This is a genomic window from Paraburkholderia denitrificans (assembly GCF_042655705.1).
Taxonomy (GTDB): domain Bacteria; phylum Pseudomonadota; class Gammaproteobacteria; order Burkholderiales; family Burkholderiaceae; genus Paraburkholderia; species Paraburkholderia denitrificans.
In genome coordinates, this window is the sequence record NZ_JBHSMP010000019.1 from 47404 (window position 1) to 63146 (window position 15743).

Annotated in this window: 16 protein-coding genes; 10 read left to right on the plus strand and 6 right to left on the minus strand. The window is 66.5% G+C overall.

The features are described 5' to 3' along the window. Positions 1–83 precede the first annotated feature (83 nt). Complete coding sequence (locus ACFPTO_RS16305) at positions 84–1868, minus strand: acetolactate synthase 3 catalytic subunit (protein ID WP_377712916.1); 1785 nt, start codon at positions 1866–1868, stop codon at positions 84–86. 431 nt (positions 1869–2299) lie between these two features. On the opposite strand from ACFPTO_RS16305, the gene ACFPTO_RS16310 reads away from it, so the two are divergent. The 10 genes from ACFPTO_RS16310 to ACFPTO_RS16355 all read left to right on the plus strand — a co-directional run bounded on the left by ACFPTO_RS16310 (position 2300) and on the right by ACFPTO_RS16355 (position 10225). Beyond that, positions 2300–2863, plus strand: coding sequence for an RNA polymerase sigma factor (locus tag ACFPTO_RS16310; RefSeq protein WP_377712918.1), 564 nt, complete (start codon positions 2300–2302; stop codon positions 2861–2863). Then, positions 2860–3273, plus strand: coding sequence for a DUF3619 family protein (locus ACFPTO_RS16315; RefSeq protein WP_377712738.1), 414 nt, complete (start codon positions 2860–2862; stop codon positions 3271–3273). Before ACFPTO_RS16310 ends, ACFPTO_RS16315 begins: the two co-directional genes overlap by 4 nt. A 16-nt stretch (positions 3274–3289) precedes the next feature. Next, positions 3290–4090, plus strand: coding sequence for a DUF3106 domain-containing protein (locus tag ACFPTO_RS16320; protein ID WP_377712739.1), 801 nt, complete (start codon positions 3290–3292; stop codon positions 4088–4090). A 137-nt stretch (positions 4091–4227) separates the two neighbouring features. Continuing rightward, a complete protein-coding gene (locus ACFPTO_RS16325; RefSeq protein WP_377712741.1) occupies positions 4228–4752 on the plus strand; it encodes an RDD family protein in 525 nt (174 codons plus the stop codon). Between the two features lie 237 nt (positions 4753–4989). Continuing rightward, positions 4990–5940, plus strand: a complete 951-nt coding sequence (locus ACFPTO_RS16330; RefSeq protein WP_377712743.1) for a UDP-2,3-diacylglucosamine diphosphatase — start codon at positions 4990–4992, stop codon at positions 5938–5940. A 65-nt stretch (positions 5941–6005) separates the two neighbouring features. Next, a complete protein-coding gene (locus ACFPTO_RS16335; protein WP_377712745.1) occupies positions 6006–7037 on the plus strand; it encodes a glycosyltransferase family 4 protein in 1032 nt (343 codons plus the stop codon). A gap of 312 nt (positions 7038–7349) precedes the next feature. Beyond that, positions 7350–7868 (plus strand): diacylglycerol kinase, encoded by a 519-nt coding sequence (locus tag ACFPTO_RS16340; RefSeq protein WP_377712920.1) that lies wholly within the window; start codon positions 7350–7352, stop codon positions 7866–7868. A gap of 221 nt (positions 7869–8089) precedes the next feature. Continuing rightward, positions 8090–8857, plus strand: coding sequence for a TetR/AcrR family transcriptional regulator (locus ACFPTO_RS16345; protein WP_377712747.1), 768 nt, complete (start codon positions 8090–8092; stop codon positions 8855–8857). Then, a complete protein-coding gene (locus ACFPTO_RS16350; protein ID WP_296653255.1) occupies positions 8854–9438 on the plus strand; it encodes an LOG family protein in 585 nt (194 codons plus the stop codon). Before ACFPTO_RS16345 ends, ACFPTO_RS16350 begins: the two co-directional genes overlap by 4 nt. 40 nt (positions 9439–9478) lie before the next feature. Further along, complete coding sequence (locus tag ACFPTO_RS16355; protein ID WP_377712749.1) at positions 9479–10225, plus strand: SDR family oxidoreductase; 747 nt, start codon at positions 9479–9481, stop codon at positions 10223–10225. Between the two features lie 40 nt (positions 10226–10265). Here the strand turns inward: ACFPTO_RS16355 and ACFPTO_RS16360 are convergent, their stop codons facing one another. From ACFPTO_RS16360 to ACFPTO_RS16380, 5 genes are all read right to left on the minus strand, one after another. After that, positions 10266–10853: a DUF924 family protein gene (locus ACFPTO_RS16360; protein WP_377712751.1), complete on the minus strand. Its 588-nt coding sequence runs from the start codon at positions 10851–10853 to the stop codon at positions 10266–10268. An 8-nt stretch (positions 10854–10861) separates the two neighbouring features. Continuing rightward, on the minus strand, positions 10862–11596 hold the full coding sequence (locus tag ACFPTO_RS16365) for an alanyl-tRNA editing protein (protein WP_377712752.1): 735 nt from the start codon (positions 11594–11596) through the stop codon (positions 10862–10864). Between the two features lie 144 nt (positions 11597–11740). Then, entirely contained in the window at positions 11741–12148 is a 408-nt protein-coding gene (locus tag ACFPTO_RS16370; protein ID WP_377712754.1) for a group II truncated hemoglobin, read from the minus strand. Between the two features lie 136 nt (positions 12149–12284). Then, entirely contained in the window at positions 12285–14828 is a 2544-nt protein-coding gene (locus tag ACFPTO_RS16375; RefSeq protein ID WP_377712922.1) for an ABC transporter permease, read from the minus strand. Positions 14829–14950: 122 nt separating this feature from the next. Continuing rightward, a complete protein-coding gene (locus ACFPTO_RS16380) occupies positions 14951–15565 on the minus strand; it encodes a DUF4126 domain-containing protein (RefSeq protein WP_377712755.1) in 615 nt (204 codons plus the stop codon). Positions 15566–15743 lie beyond the last annotated feature (178 nt).

Genomic DNA, 15743 nt, shown 5'->3' on the forward strand with positions numbered 1-15743 from the left:
TTGCCGCCCTGCCTCCGCGAATTCGCGCGTCCTTCGTGAAGACGCGCGCCGCGCGAAGTGGGAGCGGCGCCGTTCAATGACCGTTACAGTTCTTCCGAACCGAGCAGCATGTCGGTGATGCCCTTGCCGGGCTGTACCATCGGCCACACGTTTTCGGAGGGGTCGGTCTGGAAATCGAGGAACACGGTGCGGTCCTTCAGTCGCAGTGCTTCTTTGAGCGCGGGTTCCACATCGGCCGTCTTGTCGATGCGGATGCCCACGTGGCCGTACGCTTCGGCGAGCTTCACGAAGTCGGGCAGCGCATCCATGTACGAATGCGAATAGCGCTTGTCGTATTCGATCTGCTGCCACTGGCGAACCATGCCGAGGTAGCGGTTGTTGAGCGAGATGATCTTCACGGGCGTGTCGTACTGCTTGCAGGTCGACAGTTCCTGAATGCACATCTGGATCGAGCCTTCGCCCGTGATACAGACGACGTCCTCGTCCGGGTGCGCCATCTTCACGCCCATCGCCGCCGGCAAGCCGAAGCCCATCGTGCCGAGGCCGCCCGAGTTGATCCAGCGGCGCGGCTGGTTGAAGCGGTAGAACTGCGCGGCCCACATCTGGTGCTGGCCGACGTCCGAGCAGACGAACGCATTGCCGCCCGTCAACTCCCACAGTTTTTCGACGACGTACTGCGGCTTGATGATCTCCGTGCCGCGGTCGAACTTCAGGCAGTTCTTCTCGCGCCAGCCCTCGATGTCCTTCCACCAGGCTGCGAGCGCCTCGGTGTCGGGGCCGTGCTCGGCGTGCTGAAGCTGCTCGATGAGTTCCTTGAGCACTTCCTTCACGTCGCCGACGATCGGGATGTCGACCTTCACGCGCTTCGAAATCGACGAAGGATCGATGTCGATGTGAATGATCTTGCGCGGCTGCGAGGTGAAGTGTGCGGGGTTGCCGATCACGCGGTCGTCGAAGCGCGCTCCGATCGCGATCAGCACGTCGCAGTGCTGCATCGCCATGTTGGCTTCGTACGTGCCGTGCATGCCGAGCATGCCGAGGAACTTGCTATCGCTCGCGCGATAGCCGCCGAGCCCCATCAGCGTGTTCGTCACCGGGTAGCCGAGCAGGTCGGCGAACTGGTTCAGCTCGCGCGCCGCGTCGGCGAGGATGATGCCGCCGCCGGTGTAGATGTACGGACGCCTGGCCGAGAGGAGCAGCGAAACTGCCTTGCGGATCTGCCCCGAGTGGCCCTTGGTGACCGGGTTGTAAGAGCGCAGCGACACGCTCTTGAGCGGTTCATAGGCGCACGGAGCCTTCGACACGTCCTTCGGAATGTCGATCAGCACGGGACCGGGACGGCCGGTGCGCGCAATGTAGAAGGCTTTCTTGACGGTCGCCGCGAGGTCGCGCACGTCCTTCACGAGGAAGTTGTGCTTCACGCAGGGGCGCGTAATGCCCACCGTGTCGCACTCCTGGAAGGCGTCCTGACCGATCGCGGCAGTGGGCACCTGCCCGCTGATGACGACCAGCGGGATCGAATCCATGTACGCCGTCGCGATGCCGGTCACCGCGTTGGTGACGCCGGGGCCGGAGGTCACGAGGCACACGCCGACCTTGCCGCTCGAACGGGCGTAGCCGTCGGCAGCGTGCACGGCGGCCTGTTCGTGGCGCACGAGGATGTGCTGGATCTTGTCCTGCTTGTAGAGCTCGTCGTAGACGTAGAGGACGGAGCCGCCGGGGTAGCCCCAGATGAATTCGACCTGCTCGTCGGCGAGCGCTTTCATCAGCACGGTTGCGCCAATGGAGCTGCCGTTTTGGCCTTCGGGGTCAGATTCAGCGGAGCTGGGGGGAATCGACGTGGAGAATTCCGCGCTGGGAATATTCATCATTCACCTTTCGAATTTTCGGCAAAAAATTGATCGGGTGCTCTCCGCCGGGCTTGTGGCTCGGGTTCAAGCGGCGCGTCCAGTTGACAGATGAGCCTCATGGGCCACATCTGAATTGAGACAGAGTCACTTATATATCGCGAACCGTCGAAGATAGCGATTCGCACGCAACCGGTCAAGCAAATCTTGGCGCCGATGTGTACATGCAGGTACATGTTGGCAAACAGGCTGGAAAACGGACCGGGAAACGCGCTCGCATGCGGCCACGGGCGGGCGCGCCGAGCCTCCCGTCGGGCCGTGCGGAGGCGATGCGGGACAGCCCTGCCGAGCGATCCATTACCCGGGCGAGGCAAAAATTTGCTAGCATCCGCGAGTTTTTACGACATTTTTCGAACGGTTACGCGTACGCTGGTGGCGGCGCCCTGCAACGGATGGCATCAGACAAGGAACTCGCCGACTTCCTGGCGGGCGTCGAAAGACGCGCGTTCAAGCAGACGGTCTACGCCGTGCGAGACGACGACGCCGCGCTCGACATCGTGCAGGACGCGATGATCAAGCTCGCCGAAAAATATGGCGACCGGCCCGCGGCCGAGCTGCCCCTGCTTTTTCAGCGCATCCTTCAAAACACAACGCACGATTATTTTCGGCGACAAAAAGTACGCAATACGTGGGTGAGCCTGTTCTCGTCGCTCGGCAACGCGGAAGACGAGGATTTCGACCCACTCGAAACCATCGAGGTGGCGCAGGGATCGGCCGGCGCCGAAAGCAGCGAGCAGCAGCTCGAACGGGAACAGGTCCTGAACCTGATCGACGAAGAAGTCCAAAAATTACCGGCGCGTCAACGGGAAGCGTTTCTGATGCGTTACTGGGAAGATATGGATGTCGCCGAAACCGCCGCCGCCATGGGCTGCTCCGAAGGCAGCGTGAAAACGCACTGCTCGCGAGCCACGCACACGCTGGCACAAGCGCTCAAGGCGAAAGGAATCACCCTATGAGTTCCGCTCTCGACAACAAAGAATCAGAGTTCGTGCGGGAACTGCGCCGTGCGCTCGACGAGAGCGCCGCCAGCCTGCCCGTTTCTACTGCCGACCGACTCGCCGTCGCCCGCCAGGCCGCGCTCGCGCGCAAAAAACCTGAACCGGAGTTCGTGCGCGTCCCGGCTCTCGTGCCTGCTGGCGTGCCGGCCGACTTTGCCGCGCCGCGCCGCCGTTCGCGGCTCGCGCGCTTCGCGCTCGCATGGCCGCTCGCGGCGCTTGTCGCCGGGCTCTTCGCCATCGCGTATTTCGAGGATCAGCAACGCACGGCCGAGCTGGCCGATATCGATGCCGCCATGCTGAGCGACGACCTGCCGCTCACGGCGTATCTCGATCACGGTTTCAACGCGTATCTGTCGCGTTCTCACTGACCGGGAGGCTCGCGGGGTGAGTTACAAGCGCGGCCTCGCCGTAGTAGCTGGATCGGTCATCGCGGTACTGGTGTCTTATGCGGCGACCTACCCGCGTTTTCATCCTGGACACGCAACCAGCGCCGTCCAGAGTGCACCGGCCAGCACCCCTTCCGTCGAAACGTCGATTGCCACGGCGTTTGCGCCATTGCCCGGCCCAAGCGACCGGCTCGCGTGGGCGAACCTTTCGGACGCGCAGCACGTCGCGCTCGCGCCGTTCGCGAACGAATGGGACCATTTCGGCGACGAGCGTCGACGCAAATGGCTGAGGATCGCCGCGCGTTACCCGAAGATGTCGCCGGAAGCGCAAGAACACCTGCACGCGCGCATGGCCGAATGGGTCGAGATGACGCCCGAGCAGCGCCGTGTCGCGCGCGAGAATTATCAAGTCTCCAAAGCACTGCCCGCGCAGGCCCGCCAGCGTGCATGGAAGGACTACCAGCAACTTCCCCCTGACCAGAAAGCGCGCCTCGCCGCGAGCGAGCGCAAGCGCCGCACGGTCGTGAGCGCGCCGCCCTCGGGCGGCAAGAGCGAAATTCGCGGCATCGAGCACCTCGTCGAGCGCGAACGCCGCTTGACGCATCCATCGACGGCGCTCCCGGCGTCCGGTCCGGCCGCCGCATCCGCGGCCCACGGCGCATCCGGCGCGATGAACGCACCGGCGTCCGCGACGGCGGGCACGGCGGCGGCAGGCACGGCGCCCGCCGCCAGCTTCGTGCCCGCAACGCCGATCCCGGTTTCGCCCGCCGAAGCGCCTGCGGCGTTCAAGGGCTCCTGAACCGCCCTGGCCTGGGACAATCGCCGGGACAAACACCAGAACAAACGCCAAGACAAGCGCCGCGACAAACGGCTTATGCCGCATCGGCGGCGTTCGCGGTTATGCTTACGGCCTTCCGCTCAAACACCGACGTACACGTGAACACACGCGCTCCCGCCGCCGCGCCACAGAGCGCCCCCTCCGCACCGCAGCCCGCCACGATCCGCCGACGCCTTGCCGCGCTCGTCTACGAGTCCGTGCTGCTCTTCGGCGTGATCTTTCTCGCCGCGCTCGCGTTCAGTCTCGCCTTGCACGCACGTAACGGGTTCACGTACCACAACCTGATGTCGGCGTGGATCGCGATTGTCGCGGGCGTGTACTTCGTCGGCTTCTGGCACAGCGGCGGCCAGACGCTGCCGATGAAAACATGGCGCATCCGCGTGATCGGCCCGAACGGGAAACCGCCGTCACTGTCGCGCGCCACGGTGCGGTATTTCGCCGCGTGGCTCTGGTTCCTGCCGCCGCTCGCGCTGCACACGATTTTCCATTTCACGGTTCCGCACACGCTCGTGCTCGTCGCCGTGTGGTTCGTGCTCTGGGTTGCAAGCGCCCGCTTCATCCCCGGCCGGCAGCTCCCGCACGATCGCATCGCCGGTACGTGCGTCGTCGCGGTGCCGCGCTAAACGCCCCACCGCCGCGGCCGCAAAGGCTGTAAAGGTCGCAAAAGGGCGCAAACGCCTCAGCGGCCGTAGCGCGTATCAAAACCGCCTCGCCTCGACAGCGTGCGCAAACCCGCGCGCAAATCTTTCGTCGCAACCACACCACATCCACGGACGGCGTAACACGCCGTTCTTGTGACTGTCATGGCACGGTCACGCCTGCATGGCGCAATGCACGCATTACAACCCGCCGCGTGAGCCATGGCCTCAAACACGTCCGCGACCACACTCTTCCGGCAAACCACCGGAACGGCTACCGACCCCGCCGCACTCCTCCCTGGTCCCGCCGACGGCTCGTTCTCCCCGCCACCGCCGCTGCCCCTGAACGACTCCACGTCGCCCGGCTCCCACGACGACGACCATCCCGCCCCGCATCGCTACCGCACCATCTGGCTCTCCGATATTCACCTCGGCTCAAGTGGTTGCCAGGCCAACTATCTGCTCGATTTCCTGCGCCATAACGATTCGGACTACCTGTACCTCGTCGGCGACATCATCGACGGCTGGCAGCTCAAGAAAGGCTGGTACTGGCCGCAGGCGCACAACGACGTCGTGCAGAAGGTGCTGCGCAAGGCGCGCAAGGGCACGCATGTCGTGTACGTCCCCGGCAATCACGACGAAGCGGCGCGCCAGTTCTGCGACCTCTCGTTCGGCGACATCCAGGTGCGCGAGGAAGCCTTCCACACGACGCTCGCGGGCAAGCGCATGTGGGTCGTGCACGGCGATCTCTTCGACGGCGTGATCCAGCATGCGAAGTGGCTCGCCTATCTCGGCGACTCGGCGTACACGGTGATCCTCGTGCTGAACCGCTGGTTCAACCGGATCCGCTCGCGGCTCGGGTTTCAGTACTGGTCGCTCTCGCAGTACCTCAAGCACCAGGTGAAAAACGCGGTGAACTTCATTTCGTCGTTCGAACGCGTAATGACCGACGAAGCGCGCCGCCGCGGCTGCGACGGCGTCGTGTGCGGCCACATCCACAAGGCCGAGATCCGCGACATCGACGGCATGCTGTACTGCAACGACGGCGACTGGGTGGAGAGCCTCTCGGCGCTCGTCGAAACCTTCGAGGGCGAATTGCGCATCATCTACTGGACCGTCATGCAGGCGCCGCAGGCACAGCGCACGACACGCAAGGCGCGCGTGAGCGCCTGAGCGGCATAACGCGGGCAGCGCCCGCGACGGACGACACCAACCGACATTTCGAAGGCCGACGACCAATGAAAGTAATGATCGTGACCGATGCATGGGAGCCGCAGGTCAACGGCGTGGTAAGGACCCTGAAGAACACGACGCGCGAACTGACTGCGCTCGGCCATCAGGTCGATCTGCTCACGCCGCTCGAATTCCGCACGATCCCGTGCCCGACTTATCCCGAGATCCGCCTTTCGCTGTTTCCGAAGCGTCATCTCCGCTCGCGCATCGACGCGTTCGGTCCCGATGCGCTGCATATCGCGACCGAAGGCCCGCTCGGCCTCGGCGCGCGCGCCTACGCGATCGAGCACAATCTGCCGTTCACGACGGCTTATCACACGCGCTTTCCCGAATACGTGCAGGCGCGCTTCGGCATTCCGCTTGCGGCGACGTACCGCTTCCTGCACTGGTTCCACAAGCGCTCGCTCGCGGTAATGGCGCCAACGCCCGTCGTCAAGTCGGACCTCGAACAATTCGGCTTCACGAACGTCGTGCTGTGGACGCGCGGCGTCGATCTCGACATCTTCCAGCCGATGGAATCGAAGGTCCTGAACACCGCGCGGCCGATCTTCCTTTACGTGGGCCGCGTCGCGGTGGAAAAGAACGTCGAGGCGTTTCTCAAGCTCGACCTGCCGGGCTCGAAATGGGTCTGCGGCGAGGGTCCCGCACTGGCCGAACTGAAGTCGCGCTATCCGCAGGCGAATTACCTCGGCGTGCTGAGCCAGCCCGAGCTGGCCAAGGTCTACGCCGCCGCCGACGTATTCGTGTTCCCGAGCCGCACCGACACGTTCGGCCTCGTGCTGCTCGAAGCGCTCGCGTGCGGCACGCCGGTTGCCGCGTATCCGGTCACGGGCCCCATCGACGTGCTCGGCACGGGCCAGGCGGGCGCGATGAACGAGGATCTGCGCGAAGCCTGCCTCGAAGCGCTCAAGATCGACCGCGCAACTGCGCGCGAGTGGGCCGAGCGCTTCTCCTGGCGCGCGGCGTCCGAGCAGTTCGCGTCGCACCTGAAGCCGCGTGCGCCTGCGACGATGCACGAATCGAGCGCCACGGCCTGAGCGGCCCCGGCCCTTGGCAACGTTTAGTGACGCTTACCGAAAACCGGATCGACCGTGCGCATGCCGACCGACGACAACGAGAAAGCCCGGCTTGCCGGTGCGCCTCAGGCACCCCTCGCGGCCCGCACCGGCTCGCCGTCTGCCGCCGCGGCGGGTCCGCCCGAGGCGGACTCGCTCGTTGCGGCGCCCCGGACAACGTACGAAGCGTACGATGGGGGTGCACCTACCCGCCTCGCCATGCCTCTACGCTCACCATCGCCCTCGCGCTCTGCCCAGCCATCGGCCTTCACGGCGCCGGAGCGCCGCATTGCGATGCCGCTGGACGACACGCCCCAGTCGCCGCTCTCGTACCACGACGCCGCCGAGCCCGCCGATCCGCACGAGCCCCGCGAACCGCTCGGCCCCGACGATCCCCTTGCGCCCCCGTTTAACCCGTACAAGGGCAATCGCGGCATCACGCGCGCCTGGCATGCGCTCAAGAACTCGATCGCTGGCTTTCGCGTGGCGATCCGCGAGGAAAGCGCGTTTCGTCAGGAACTGACGCTCGCGGCCATTCTCTTGCCGATCGGCATCGTCGTGCCGGTGGAGCCCGTGGCGCGCGTGCTGCTGCTCGGGTCGGTCATGCTGGTGTTGATCGTCGAGCTGATCAATTCGAGCATCGAAAACGCCATCGACCGCATCGGGCTCGAACGCAACGAGCTTTCGCGGCGCGCCAAGGATCTCGGCAGCGCAGCCGTCACCGTGGCGCTCGCGGTATGCGTGATGACGTGGGGACTGATCCTCGTGCCGCTTTTCGGTCCACCGCTCCTGCGCTGGCTCGGCTCGCTGTAAGTTCCGCCTTCTCCCGGGTGCAGCCGCACCCGCAACACACCCGCAACGACGCCCCGGGCCCGCGGCAAGCCGCGGGCCCGGGGCGTCACCCGTACCGTCCAGATCGCCGGTTTATAATCCCCGGACAGTCTTACGAAACAAAGACCAACCGAGTCCGGGCAATTGACGCAGCGGCAAACCAACGGCAGCGCGCAAGCCCGGCACCCACAGGGCCGGACGACATGGAAGCCAAACCCCCCCGCCGTACGCGCGAGCGGATTCTCGAGTTGTCGCTGAAGCTGTTCAACGAAATCGGCGAGCCGAACGTCACGACAACGACGATCGCCGAGGAAATGGAAATCAGTCCAGGCAACCTGTACTACCACTTCCGCAACAAAGACGACATCATCAACAGCATCTTCAGCCAGTTCGAGCAGGAGATCGGCCGTCGTCTGCGCTTTCCCGACGACCATCGCGCCACCATCGACGAAATGTGGGCCTACCTGCAGTACATGGTCGATTTCACGTGGCGCTACCGGTTTCTTTACCGCGACCTGAACGATCTGCTCGCGCGCAACCGCACGCTGGAAATGCACTTCAAGCAGATCATCAGCCACAAGGTGCACTTCGCGAAGCAGTTCTGCGAGCAGCTCGTGGAAGACGGCGAGATGGTGGCGACGCCCGCCGAGATCGCGGTGACCGCGACCAACATCGGCGTGATCGCCACGTACTGGCTCTCGTACCAGTTCGTGATGAACCCGCGCAAGTACAACGACCAGGGCGCGATTCGCGACGAGCTGCACCAGGTGAGCGTGCAGATCGTCTCGCTGATGGCGCCGTATCTGCGCGGACGCGCGCGCCAGCTCTTCGACGACCTCGTATCGGGCAAGCTGCCCAAGCGCGAGTTCTACGACTACCTGCCGCCGCGCGATGGCGCTGCCGGCACGGGCGCCGAGGCGGACGAGAAAGCGGACGAAAAAGCCGAAGAAAACAAGGATATAAGCGAATGAAAGCAGTTTGCGTCTATTGCGGGTCATCGTTCGGCGTGAACCCCGTCTACGCCGCAGCCGCGAAGGCGTTCGGCCGCGCGCTCGTCGCGGCGAACCTCGGGCTCGTCTATGGTGGCGGCAAAGTGGGCCTGATGGGCGTGATCGCCGACACCGTGATGGCCGAAGGCGGCCGCGCGATCGGCGTGATCCCCGAACTGCTGCTGAACAAGGAAGTCGGCCACGAAGGCCTCTCCGAGCTGCATGTCGTGCCCGACATGCATCAGCGCAAGAAAATGATGGCCGATCTGTCCGATGCGTTCGTTGCGCTTCCGGGCGGCGTGGGCACGCTCGAAGAGCTGTTCGAGGTCTACACGTGGGCGCAGCTCGGCTATCACCACAAGCCGGTCGGCGTGCTCAACATCGACGGCTTCTACGATCCGCTCATCGCGCTGCTCAATCACACCGTGAGCGAAGGCTTCATGCGGCAGACCTACCTCGACCTGCTCCAGATCGACACCGATCCCGCCGCGCTGATCGCGAAGATCGGCCGCTACCATGCGCCCGCAGCGGACAAGTGGGCCGACATGCGCGAGAACGTCTGATTTTCGAACCTGCTTTCGAACCTGCGATGGAGAAACGCTGATGAGCAAGGTCGTCCTGATCACTGGCGCGAGCCGCGGCATTGGCCGGGCAACCGCGCGGCTGCTCGGCGCGCGCGGCTGGACCGTCGGCGTCAACTTTCGGCATAACGAGCCCGCCGCGCAGGAAACCGCGGCAGAAGTCGGCCGTGCGGGCGGCCACGCGCGCGTGCTGCGCGGCGACGTGTCGAACGAAGCCGATGTGATCGCGATGTTCGACACACTCGAAAGCGCCTACGGGCGCATCGACGCGCTCGTCAACAACGCGGGCATCGTCGCGCCTTCGTCGCCGCTCGCCGACATGAGCGCCGAGCGCCTCGCGCGCATGTTCGACGTAAACGTTTACGGCGCGTTTCTGTGCGCGCGCGAAGCGGCGCGGCGCATGTCGAAGGACCGTGGCGGCGACGGCGGCGCGATTGTGAACGTATCGTCGGCGGCGGCGCGGCTCGGGTCGCCCAACGAGTACATCGATTACGCATCGTCGAAGGGCGCCATCGACACGATGACGATCGGCCTCGCGAAAGAACTGGGCCCGCAGGGTGTGCGCGTGAACGCCGTGCGCCCTGGCCTCATCGACACCGATATTCACGCGAGCGGCGGACGCCCCGAGCGCGCCGCGGTGCTCGGCGTGCAGACGCCGCTCGGGCGTCCGGGCGGCGCCGACGAGGTGGCCGAAGCGATTGTGTGGCTTTTGAGCGATGCCGCGTCGTACGTGACCGGCGCGCTCCTCGACGTGAGCGGCGGGCGCTGAGCCGCCCCCAATCTCAGCAACCGGCAGCAATCGCCCGAAGCTAGAACGACGAACCCGGCTCGCGCAGAAACGCGAGTTCGGCGTCGCTCGACGCGCGGCCCAGCAGCGCGTTGCGATGCGGAAAGCGCCCGAAACGCGCAATGACATCAGCGTGCCGCACGGCGTAGTCGTAATACCCTTCCCCATCCGGATCCGAAGCCAGTTCGCCAAAGACGCGCACCGACTCGCGCTGCGCGTCCATCGACTCCGCATGCTCGAACGGCAGATACGCGAAGACGCGGTGATAAAGCGTCGGCAGCGTGCGATCCGCGCCGCTCGCCACAAGCTGGCGCGCGAGTGCGAGCGCGCGCGCGTCGGCGGCAAACGCCCGCGGCGTGCCGCGATAGCTGTTGCGCGAGAACTGGTCCAGCACGATCACGAGGGCCAACGCGCCTTCGGCGCTCGCGCCCCAGGTGTCGAGTTCGCCCGCGCACGCCGCATCGAGCAGCGCGCCGAAGCGCTCGCGCAATTGCGCATCGAACGCATCGTCCTTGTAGAACCACATCTTGCGCGCCGTGCCGTATTCCGGTGAACCGGGCTCGCCGAACCAGAAGTCCAGCACGTCCCGGGCGTTTAGTGCTTCAGGCATGGCGGCCGTCATGCGAGCGCCAGCACGAGACGGCGCGTGCGCGCGCTCTTCTTTTCGAGCTTCGCCACAGCGAGCGCACCGATCTCCGCCGTGTTGCGCACATGCGTGCCGCCGCACGGCTGCAAATCCACGTTCTCGATGCGCAACAGCCGCACGCGGCCAAGGCCCACCGGCGGCTTCACACTCATCGTGCGCACGAGTTCGGGGCGCGCAGCCATTTCTTCGTCGGTGATCCATTCGGTCGCGACCGCATGCGCGCCCGTCACCAGCTCGGCGAGCCGCGCCTCGATCATGTCGCGCTCGATCGGCTCGACCGTCGCGAAGTCGAGGCGCGCGTAGTCGGCCGTAATGCTGCAACCGTCGACGGCATACGGCAGCACCGCGCACATCAGATGACTCGCCGTATGCAGCCGCATATGACGGTAACGCCGCCCCCAGTCGATTTCGGCCCGCACCGGCTCGCCCGTGCGCAGACGCGCGAGCAGCGCCTCCTGGCCCGGCGCGGGCACGTGCAGCGCGTCGTCGGGCGTGGCGCCTTCGAACTTCGCCTTGCGCGTGTCGGCAATCTCGATGCGCGTGCCGTCCGCCAGCACCAGCGCACCCGTGTCGCCCGCCTGGCCGCCGCCGAGCGGATAGAACACCGTCTGGTCGAGCCGCACGCCGTCCTCGCCCACCGCGACGATTGCCGCGTCGCAGTGCGTCAGATAAGCATCCTCGCGAAACAACGCCCGGGTAGTCGTCATGCCGAGTCTCTCCTCCTGATTCTGTCGAACCGCCATTATGGGCGGCGTGCGGCGCATCCGGTAAGCCAGCCTGCGCGCCTCGTGAACCGGACTGTACCGGTCCGATGGCCAGTCCGCTTTCGGCGTCGCGTCGTCGGCAACCGGCTAGCGCCTGTTGACCATCCAGTCCGCGGTATCGAAGAGCGAACTGACGAGGCGCTCGCGCAGCGGTTCGGCGACGCCGATGTCCTCCATCGCCAGCGCCATGCAGCGCACCCACTGGTCGCGCTCCGAGGCCGCAATCGCGAACGGCAGATGCCGCGCGCGCAGGCGCGGGTGGCCGAAGCGCTCGATATAGTGGTCGGGGCCGCCGAGCCAGCCGCACAAGAACCAGAAAAGCTTGTCGCGCGAACTGTCGAGCGTGGGCGGATGCATCGCACGAATGCCCGCGAAGTCGGCTTCGAGGTCCATCAGGTCGTAGAAGCGGTCGACGAGTTCGCGCACGCGCGCCTCGCCGCCGATGAGTTCGAAGGCCGTGGGCTGCTGCGGCGCTTCGTCGGCTGGATCGGTCATACGAATAGTCGATACAAAAACGTTGGAAGCGGCCCAGCGATGCTGAAACCGGGCCGAGGCTGCGATTCTCGCACAGCGGCATCCTGCCGCACCGCAGCGCAAATCCGGCTGCGTCCTCGATGCATTGCTTCTGCGCTCAGGCGTCGCGCAGCGACTGCAGCGCGGGCCGCGCCAGCACGTGCCGCAGGCTGATCCAGCCGCCGACGCCCGCGCACGCCACGCCCGCCGCAATGCCCGCGGGCATGAGCCACGGATCGAACGGCAGATAGAAGTTGAACACGTACGTCGCGAGCACCGAGCCCACCGCCTGTGCGCCAATGGCCGCCATGAACCCGGCCAGTGCGCCCACGGCGACGAACTCAGTCACCTGCACCGCGCGCACCTGCCGGTGCGACGCGCCGAGCGCGCGCAGCAGCGCGGATTCACGCATGCGCTCGTCGCGCGTGCCCGCGAGCGCCGCATAGAGCACCAGCACGCCCGCCGCCAGCGTGAACAGAAACAGGAACTGCACGGCGCCGATCACCTGTTCGAGCACGTGCTGGATCTGCGCGAGAATCGGCGCGATATCGACTGCCGTCACGTTCGGATACTCGGCCACGAGGCTGTCCACCACGCTGCGCTGCGTATCGGCCAGATGGAAACTCGTGATGTAGGTGGCCGGGAAATCGCGCAGCAGCGCGGGCGGCATCAGCACGAAGAAGTTCACCTTGAACGAACCCCAGTCGAGCTTGCGCACGCTCGTCACCGGCGCGCTCACTTCGAGGCCGGTCACGTCGAACTTGAGCACGTCGCCGGGCTTCACGCCGATCAGCTTCGCCAGCCCCGCTTCGATCGAAAGCTGCGGCGTGGTCGTGTCGCCGTACCACGTCCCAGCGGTTATGCGGTTGTCGCCGGGCAGCTGCGTCGTGTACGAGAGGTTGAATTCGCGGTCGACGAGCCGCCGCGCGTCCGCGCCCTTGTAGTGCTCGGGGTTCACCGGCTTGCCGTTGATCGACAGGAGCCGGCCGCGCACCATCGGGGCAAGGTCGACATCCGCGATGCCGTGCGAGCGCAGCCACGCGGCCACGGCGTCGTGCTGATCGGGCTGGATGTCGATGAGGAATTCGTTCGGCGCATCGGGCGGCGTCGATTTGCGCCAGCCTTGCACCAGGTCGTTGCGCGTCATCGCGATCAGCAGCAGGCACATGAGGCCGATGGCGAGCGCGGTGATCTGCAGCGAGCTCGCGCCGGGCCGACGCTCCAGCGACGCCAGCGCATAGCGCCAGCCGACGCCCGCGCGCACCAGCGCGCCGAACCGCCCGCTGCGCGACACGCGCGCCGCCCCCCAGAGCGCGAGCCGCGCGATGCCGGCGAACACGACGAGCCCGAGCGCGAAGCCGCCCGCGACGATGCCGCCGAGCTTCAGTTCGCCCGCCGCGATGATCAGCAGTCCGGCGAAAAGCGCGATGCCGACGCCGTACGCGGCCCATGCCGTGCGGCTCGCCTCGCCCCACTCGCGCCGCAGCACGCGCACGGGCGACACATGCGTGAGCGGCAAGAGCGGCGGCAACGCGAAGCCGAGCAGCAGCACGAGCCCCGCCGCGATGCCTTCGAGCGCGGGCAGCGGGCCGGGACGCGGCAGCGCGACATTGATGAGATTGCCGAGCCACGCCAGCAGCGCGAGATGCCCCGCGTAACCGAGCGCGACGCCCGCCACGCCGCCCGCAAGCCCGAGCCCGGCGAATTCGAGGATGAAAAGCGCCCGCAGCGTGCGCTGGCTCGCGCCGAGGCAGCGCATGGCCGCGCAACTGTCGAGATGACGGCGCGTGTAGCGGTGCGCGGCCATCGCAATTGCGACGGCTGCGAGCAGCGCGGTGAGCAGCGAAACGAACGTGAGGAAGTGGCGTGCGCGGTCGAGCGTCTCGCGCACCTGCGGCTGGCCGTCGTGCAGCGATTCGAGGGCGACGCCGCGCATCTGGCCATCGTCGACGCGCGCATGCGCCCACGCGGCGAACTGCGCGACGGCGGGATCGGCGCCCGCGACGAGTAGCCGGTACGTCACGCGGCTGCCGTAGGTGATGAGGCCGGTGGCGGCGATTTCGTCGGCGCGCATCATCAGGCGCGGCGAGAAGTTGACGAACGAGAAGCCGCGATCGAGTTCGCGGGTGATGACGGCGCCCACCGTGAAGCTGCTCGCGCCCACTTTCACGATGCTGCCGACGTGGAGCTTGAGCGCATCCATCAGTTGGCCGTCGACCCAGACCGTACCGGGCGGCGGGATGCCCCGCGCCTCGCGATCGGGCGCGCCGGGCGCGGACGCGGGTGCGGGTGCGGGCGCGGGTGCGGGTGCGGACGCAATACGCAGTGCGCCGCGCAGCGGATAGCCCTCGGACACGGCCTTGATGGCCGCCAGCCGCGTGAGCGGCTGCCCGTTCGCGCCAGCAGTGCCGACCATGCTCGGGAAGATCACCGTGTTCGCCGTGGAGAGCGCGAGCGACTGCGCTTCGTGCGCGAACATCGGATCGACGGGATGATCGGCGCGGACGATGAAATCGGCGGCGATCATGCGCCGTGCATCGCGTTCGAGGCCGCGCTCGAGGCGGTCGGCGAGGAACGCCACGCTCGCGAGCGCCGCGACGGCCAGCGCGAGCGCCACGAGCAGCATCGTCAGTTCGCCCGCGCGCCAGTCGCGCGCCGTCATGCGCGCGGCGAGCCGCACGAGATCGAAACCGCCGGGAGTGGTGCTCGGCCTGCGCGTCTCAGGCGGCGGCAGACCGTCGCCGCGAACCGGCTGGTCGAGAGCTGAAGAACGTGCGGTGCCGCTCAATCGTGTCGGCCTCGCAAGGACAGGTGCGAGACCATGTGCATGGCCATGCCGCGAAAACCGCCCTGCACGCCGCGCCACAGCCGCGGCAGCGCCCAGGCAGCCACGGACAGGAACGCCACCAGCATCACGAGGAACAGGATCGGCACGAAGAATGCCATCAGCACGCCGACGAAGGTCATGCCGTCCTCGGCACTCGACGTGACGACGTTCGAAACCGGCTCCGGCGACAGGTTGATGAGCGCGCGCGTACCGGCCTTGGCAAGATGCGCGGTGCCCGCGAGCGTGCCGCCCGCGAGCGCGGCAATCGTGAGGACGGCCGGATCGGCGTGCCCCATCGCACCCGCTGCGAGCACGGCACCGGCCGGAATGCGGATGAAGGTATGCACCGCGTCCCAGAGCGAATCGAACGCGGGAATCTTGTCGGCGAGGAATTCGAGCAGGGTAAGCGCGGCGGCGACACCGATCACCCAGGGCGAAGCGAGCATCGAAAGGGTGTCGGGCAGATGGATCAGGCCGAGGCGCTGCATGACGCCCGCCATGAGCACGGTGAGATAGAGGCGCAACCCGCTGCCCCACGAAAGTCCCGCTGCTAGCGAAAGTGGTTCCAGCATGGCTGCCTCCTCGCAGCGGCGTTGGCCACACACCGGCTCACCGCCTGGGCAAGTACTGCGCCTCCCGGTACCGCGCTCCTGCCTGGCCCCTCGGGCGCCAGCGCTCGCCGCATCGCCGGAACGTCATCGGCGCATGGCCGGTGCATGAGCGGTATCCAGCAGGGTACGGCGGGGTTCG

Bases quoted from the DNA above. Each gene is read 5' to 3' on its own strand.
- ACFPTO_RS16305 (WP_377712916.1), bottom strand. From the start codon at position 1,868: ATGAATATTCCCAGCGCGGAATTCTCCACGTCGATTCCCCCCAGCTCC.
- ACFPTO_RS16310 (WP_377712918.1), top strand. From the start codon at position 2,300: ATGGCATCAGACAAGGAACTCGCCGACTTCCTGGCGGGCGTCGAAAGA.
- ACFPTO_RS16315 (WP_377712738.1), top strand. From the start codon at position 2,860: ATGAGTTCCGCTCTCGACAACAAAGAATCAGAGTTCGTGCGGGAACTG.
- ACFPTO_RS16330 (WP_377712743.1), top strand. From the start codon at position 4,990: ATGGCCTCAAACACGTCCGCGACCACACTCTTCCGGCAAACCACCGGA.
- ACFPTO_RS16335 (WP_377712745.1), top strand. From the start codon at position 6,006: ATGAAAGTAATGATCGTGACCGATGCATGGGAGCCGCAGGTCAACGGC.
- ACFPTO_RS16340 (WP_377712920.1), top strand. From the start codon at position 7,350: ATGCCGCTGGACGACACGCCCCAGTCGCCGCTCTCGTACCACGACGCC.
- ACFPTO_RS16345 (WP_377712747.1), top strand. From the start codon at position 8,090: ATGGAAGCCAAACCCCCCCGCCGTACGCGCGAGCGGATTCTCGAGTTG.
- ACFPTO_RS16350 (WP_296653255.1), top strand. From the start codon at position 8,854: ATGAAAGCAGTTTGCGTCTATTGCGGGTCATCGTTCGGCGTGAACCCC.
- ACFPTO_RS16355 (WP_377712749.1), top strand. From the start codon at position 9,479: ATGAGCAAGGTCGTCCTGATCACTGGCGCGAGCCGCGGCATTGGCCGG.
- ACFPTO_RS16360 (WP_377712751.1), bottom strand. From the start codon at position 10,853: ATGCCTGAAGCACTAAACGCCCGGGACGTGCTGGACTTCTGGTTCGGC.
- ACFPTO_RS16365 (WP_377712752.1), bottom strand. From the start codon at position 11,596: ATGACGACTACCCGGGCGTTGTTTCGCGAGGATGCTTATCTGACGCAC.
- ACFPTO_RS16370 (WP_377712754.1), bottom strand. From the start codon at position 12,148: ATGACCGATCCAGCCGACGAAGCGCCGCAGCAGCCCACGGCCTTCGAA.
- ACFPTO_RS16375 (WP_377712922.1), bottom strand. From the start codon at position 14,828: ATGACGGCGCGCGACTGGCGCGCGGGCGAACTGACGATGCTGCTCGTG.
- ACFPTO_RS16380 (WP_377712755.1), bottom strand. From the start codon at position 15,565: ATGCTGGAACCACTTTCGCTAGCAGCGGGACTTTCGTGGGGCAGCGGG.